4 protein-coding genes are annotated in these 5,825 nt (G+C 29.9%); all 4 read left to right on the plus strand.

Going from position 1 to position 5,825, the window contains the following annotated elements:
* The first annotated feature begins 291 nt into the window (after positions 1-291).
* The 4 genes from J2Z35_RS14240 (at position 292) to J2Z35_RS14255 (ending at position 5,780) form a co-directional block, all read left to right on the plus strand.
* Positions 292-1,176, plus strand: a complete 885-nt coding sequence (locus J2Z35_RS14240) for a GIY-YIG nuclease family protein (protein ID WP_209662071.1) — start codon at positions 292-294, stop codon at positions 1,174-1,176.
* A gap of 67 nt (positions 1,177-1,243) precedes the next feature.
* Positions 1,244-2,545, plus strand: a complete 1,302-nt coding sequence (locus J2Z35_RS14245; protein ID WP_209662072.1) for a DUF262 domain-containing protein — start codon at positions 1,244-1,246, stop codon at positions 2,543-2,545.
* Between the two features lie 2 nt (positions 2,546-2,547).
* Positions 2,548-4,335 carry a DUF262 domain-containing protein gene (locus J2Z35_RS14250; protein ID WP_209662073.1) on the plus strand — a complete coding sequence of 596 codons (1,788 nt, stop codon included), beginning with the start codon at positions 2,548-2,550 and terminating at the stop codon, positions 4,333-4,335.
* Positions 4,336-4,577: 242 nt separating this feature from the next.
* Positions 4,578-5,780 (plus strand): cache domain-containing protein, encoded by a 1,203-nt coding sequence (locus J2Z35_RS14255; RefSeq protein ID WP_209662074.1) that lies wholly within the window; start codon positions 4,578-4,580, stop codon positions 5,778-5,780.
* Positions 5,781-5,825: the final 45 nt, after the last annotated feature.

A 5,825-nucleotide genomic window follows, 5' to 3' on the forward strand; every position in this document is an offset into this window, starting at 1 on the left:
AAGGTTGTAAAGTTTTTTTGTCTTTTTGTAATTTAAAAATTGTATTTAATTAGGGGGTTTTTTGGAGACTTTTTCACTGGTCCCGGACGTATCTAGCGTCCCAGTGTTTCCTTGTATGTAGTATAAATCATAAAATCAAGGGAGTCCTATATATGATGAAAACAATCGTAGGTAGGACTTTTTTTAATTTTCCTAATTATTATGCATTTTAATGTTAAAATATAACTAAGTTAACTTGGGCTAGAATATAAGTAAAGTTTATGGTTTAGTTAAACTAAAAGGGGGATTAATATGGCGGTGCGGGGAAAGAATATTAATTTGTTTTTAATTGATGGAACAGCTACTGGCAGGATTAAATGTACCCTTGCAAACTGGACAGGTATTGCTTACAAAATACCAAGAACAGAACTAGATAAATGCAAAGACAGAGGAGAATTATCTCAAAGTGGGGTATATTTTCTGTTTGGGACATCAGATCAATCAGATGAGAATATTGTATACGTTGGACAAGCTGGAGTTCGCAAAAATGGAGAAGGTATTTTACGTAGATTGATTGAACATAAAAGAAACCTAGATAAAGATTATTGGACAGAAGCTGTTGTGTTTACTACATCGAATAATTCTTTTGGTCCTACAGAGATAAGCTATCTGGAGAATAGGTTTTGCGGACTGGCAGTAGAAGCTAAAAGATATGTAGTGAAAAATGGGAATGATCCTACTTCAGGGAATATAACAGAGGAAAAAGAAAGTGAACTAGAAGAGTTTATTGATTATGCAAAAATTGTAATGGGTACACTGGGACATAAGTTGTTTGAACCACTAACTGAAAAAATAGATCCGATAGATGTAGTCCCTGAAAAAGAATCGATACTTTTCTTTAAAAGAAAAAGCCGTAAAAGTGGTCTTCTGATTGAAGCAAGATGTAAACAAACTAATGAAGGATTTGTTGTATTAAAAGGAAGTTTAATAGAAACCATTGATTCTGAAAGAATACCACCTGGTATTAAGGAAAAAAGAAAAAAAGCAAATATTGATGAAAATGGAATTTTGCAAGAAGATGTCCTATTTAAAAGCCCATCCTATGCAGCAGCATTTGTTATAGGTGGTCACGTAAATGGTTTAACGGAATGGAAAACAAAAGATGGATTATCATTAAAAGAAATTGAAAAAAGATAAAACAACAATATAAAATAGTTTTTTTGGGAAATAGTAATATATAGCAAACGTAAGGGGAGTTATAATTATGGGACTTGTTCAAGATGAATTAAAGATAGCTAAATTAAGAGATTTACTTGATATAAGTTTAACCCTACCTTCATATCAGCGACCATATAGTTGGAGTTTTAAGTCTACAAATACTTTGTTTATCGACACCTATGAGGCTTTTAAAGAAGGAATAAAAGAGTACCGTCTTGGCTCAGTGATATTACACAAGGAATCCTCTGAAAAATATAATATAGTTGATGGACAACAAAGGCTTACAACACTGTCAATTTTACTTTACTGCCTAGGAAACTATAACCAAAATATATTAAATGAAAAATATAGCAAATTATCTAATGATGCTATCGTAAGAAATTTTGGAGTTCTTTCTAAAAGAACAAATGAACTAATTTATGATGAACGTGAAAAATATAAGGATTATCTTTTAAATAAGTGCTCTATGGTTCAAATTGTTACAGATAGTGAGCAAGAGGCATTTCAATTTTTCGATTCTCAAAATTCTCGTGGTAAGGAGCTAGCGCCCCATGATTTACTGAAATCATACCATTTAAGGGAAATGAATAGTGAAGATGAAAATCAAAAAATTAAAATTATAAATCTTTGGGAAAATATGAACCAAGATAATTTAGAGGATTTATTTAAAAATTATTTATATCCAATGTCTCAATGGTACAAAGGAAGAGATGGATTAGGTTATTCATCAAGCAAAATTGATTCTTTTAAAGGGATTAGAGGCGTAAATATATATAATTATGCAATATATCATAAAGCTAGCAATTTGTATGTGGAAGAATTTAACGCAAATGGTAACAATGAATTGCTTGCATCAAATTTTTTAAATCAATTCCAATTAACACAACCTTTAATAGCAGGGAAACGATTTTTCAACTATACACTTCATTACGAAAAATTATTAGAGAAAATAAAAAATAAAATTGATAGTTTCCATAGTGAAAATGAAATCCCAGGTAAGAGATCTGGAGATATTTATATTAAGCAACTCTATGAATGCTCATTATTATTTTTTGTGGATAGATTTGGCATAGAGAGTTTAACTAAATCTGTTATGCAACAATTTTATTCATGGAGTTATTCTTTGAGGTTGGCAATGAATTCTGTATATCCACAGACAATAAATAAGTATGCAAAAGGTCAGCATGAGCGAGCAAATATGGGAATAGATATGTTTTCTTCAATTAGTGAAATGGTAAATCCAGAAGAATTGAAGTTGATTTTGCTAGAGAAACCAGAAATCGCAGAAAATAATAAAGAAAAATACAAAGAAGTATATAAATTGCTTTGTGAATGGAATAGGTGGTAGGGATGTCAAATGATTTAAAAAAAATACCAGTATCTGATATTTTTTCAAATAGGAATTATTTAGTTCCAATCTATCAGCGTAATTATGCGTGGAGTGAAACACAAATACTTCAGTTAATTGAAGATATTGAAAGTTCTATTGATAATTTGAATAAAAACTACTTTTTAGGTAACTTAATCGTAAATAGGACTGATAATAATGTCTACGAAGTAATTGATGGACAGCAGAGATTAACAACTTTATATCTTCTTCAAAAATATTTAGGTATTAGATTTGCAAAAGAGGCGTTGAGATTTGAAGCTCGTGAAAAATCAAATCGTACACTTGCTTATATTAGAGATAGTAAGAACAATGAATTGATTGAAGAGTTATCATCAGCAGAAATATTAAATGGTTTTAGAATTATAGATAATTATTTCAAGAGCAAAAGTGAAGATAAATTAAGTGTTTTTTCTGAAAAATTAAAAAGAGTATTTCTTGTTAGAGTTCAGGTGCCTCAAAACATTGATTTAAACCATTATTTTGAAATCATGAATACTCGTGGGGAACAACTGGAACTTCACGAAATAGCTAAAGCAAAATTGTTAGAAGTATTAGAAAGCAATCATGATAAAAATATAGCAGCGATGATATGGGAAAAATGTTCTGATATGAATTCATATGTCCAGATGAATTTTGATTTGAGTGTACGAAAAACAATATTTACTGAAGATTGGAGCTCTTTATGCCAATCAATTAAGGACTTTGATTCAATAAAAAACAAAATTCCAACTGAGGCCGAATCTATAGATAAAATATCTTTGATTGATATTTTAAAAGATAACAGGATTCTCAATGTTTCAACCAAGGAGTTTGAAGATGAGAATGAACGTTTTGAATCAACTATTTCATTCCCTAATTTCTTATTGCAAGTAAATGCAGTGATGAGAAAACTTGGAGAAGAAGATTCAAGTCTTGATGATAAACACTTCCTTAATAATCTATCTTGGGCATGGTCAACACCTCAAAAATCGAAAGATTTCTTGTTTACTCTATTAAAATGTAGAGTTTTATTTGACAAGTATGTATTAAAACGTGAATTTGCTAGGGATTACAAAGAAACTGGAAAATGGTCTTTGCAACGGTTAGAGAGATATAGGGATAATAAAAATAAAAATGACAAACCTAAATATGTTGGTACATTTGGTGGCGAAGGAAATTATAATAAGAAGTTAAGAACACTTCAATCTTGTTTGCGTATTACTTATACATCACCTAAAACTATGCACTGGATTACAGTTATTTTATCTGAGTTATTAGAAAATGAGGAAACTGATATTATTGAATTGTTAGAGAGATATTGTATGAAGAAGGTCATTGATTCTGATTATCAAAATAGGAATGGTTTTGGAGTTGAAAGAATTGTATTTTCATATCTGGATTATTTAATCTATAGAGATGGTTATTCCAGTGAAGGAAAGGAAATAATATCGCCTATTTCAGACGATTGGCAATTCCAGTTTAGGAGCTCAATTGAACATTTCCAACCACAAAATCCAGTGGAAGGGGAGCATTGGAATGAAGAAGATCTAAACAGTTTTGGAAATTTGGCACTAATAACCGTTTCTGGTAATTCTAAGTTTTCTAATTTACCGCCTGCAGGAAAGATGAATTCATATCCAAGTATTATCAATCAAAGTTTGAAATTAAAAATCATGGAAAGAATGACTATAATTGAAGATGGAAAGTGGACAGAAGCCAAGGCAAGAAAACATAGGGAAGAGATGTTCAAAATCTTAAAAAACTTTTGAAATAAGAAAATACAAGGAGCGTAAAAATGGACAACAAACAATCAGTTATTTCCAAACTACAAGAACTAAACATAAGCTATCAGCTTATAGAGCATGATCCTGTATATACTGTAGAAGAGATATGGAAACTGTGATCCTTTCTTATGAAGACTTAGAAAAGATTGTAAAGGCTAATGGAAATGAAGTTAAGATTGTAGAGCTATAAAATTTCATGACATCATTTTTATTTGGGAGAGAAATTTATGAAAACTAAGCAGATATCTTTAAGAAGAGCAATAACACTACCTCTTTTACTAGTTCTTATAGGTACTTTTATTATTTCTGCAATCAGGTATACTGCAGATTATAATTTTCTTGCCATCAATCAAGGTACCAAGATTGTAGAGGCTATGAAAAGAAATACGCAAAATGAATTAAATTCCATATTATCAGAACCTTTAATAATGACAGAACTTATTGGAGAAACAATATCTAAGCAAAAAATGCATTTGAATGAGGATTTAGCTGATATACAAGAGTATCAAATTAGTCTTATGAGGATTCTTAAAGAAAAAATGCCTCAAGTCAGTGTTATAAGTTATGGTGATGAAGATGGAAATTATGTAGGTATAAGAAATAACGGAGTAAATCAAGAAAAAAGTTTAATGCTAAAAGACAAAAGAACAAATTACAAGCTAAATATATATGAAGGAGAAAGTTTTGAATCGAGAATTTTGAGTTCTTTTGAAAACTATGATCCAAGAATAAGGCCGTGGTATAAGCCAGTAAGACGAAATATGACCAACACATGGTCTGATATTTACATAAATCAAGATGAAAAAATGGAAGCTACTATATCAATTTCCGTACCTGTTTTTGGCGAAAATAAAGAGTTTGTTGGGGTATTTGAAATGGATATAAAACTAAATGGAATAAATGATTTTTTAAAAGAAAGCAAAACTAATAATACAGTAGTCTTTTTGCTCAATGAAAATCTTGAAATAGTAGCACATTCTGAAAGTGAAAATAATGTTATAATTGAAGATAAATCAAATTTTAAAGGGAAATTGCTTAATATTAATGATTCGGAAACTGAACTTATAAGATACTCTGAAAAAAAATTATTAGATAAAAGCTATAATATTGGAACTGTCTATAGGGAAAATATAAATAATGAAAAAGTATTTTTTATGAAGTCAAATCTTGAAAATCCTAGAGATTTGAACTGGGATATAGTTGTTATAATTCCTGAAGATGATTTGATGGGAGCGGTAAAGCAAAGATACAACATTACTTTAGCCATAATATCCATTGCAGTACTTATATCTACTATTTTAGGTATATTTTTGATGAAAAATATTACAGAGCCGATACTAAAAGTTGCAGATGGTTATAGTGAGATAATGAAAGGTAATTTAAACCTGAATTATTCATACATTTCTTTTAAAATCTTTAAAACCATTTAAGCGTAAGCTTTACAAAGGCGTAGCCTTTTACACCTATTAGGTGAA

Source organism: Acetoanaerobium pronyense (assembly GCF_017874355.1).
Taxonomy (GTDB): domain Bacteria; phylum Bacillota; class Clostridia; order Peptostreptococcales; family Filifactoraceae; genus Acetoanaerobium; species Acetoanaerobium pronyense.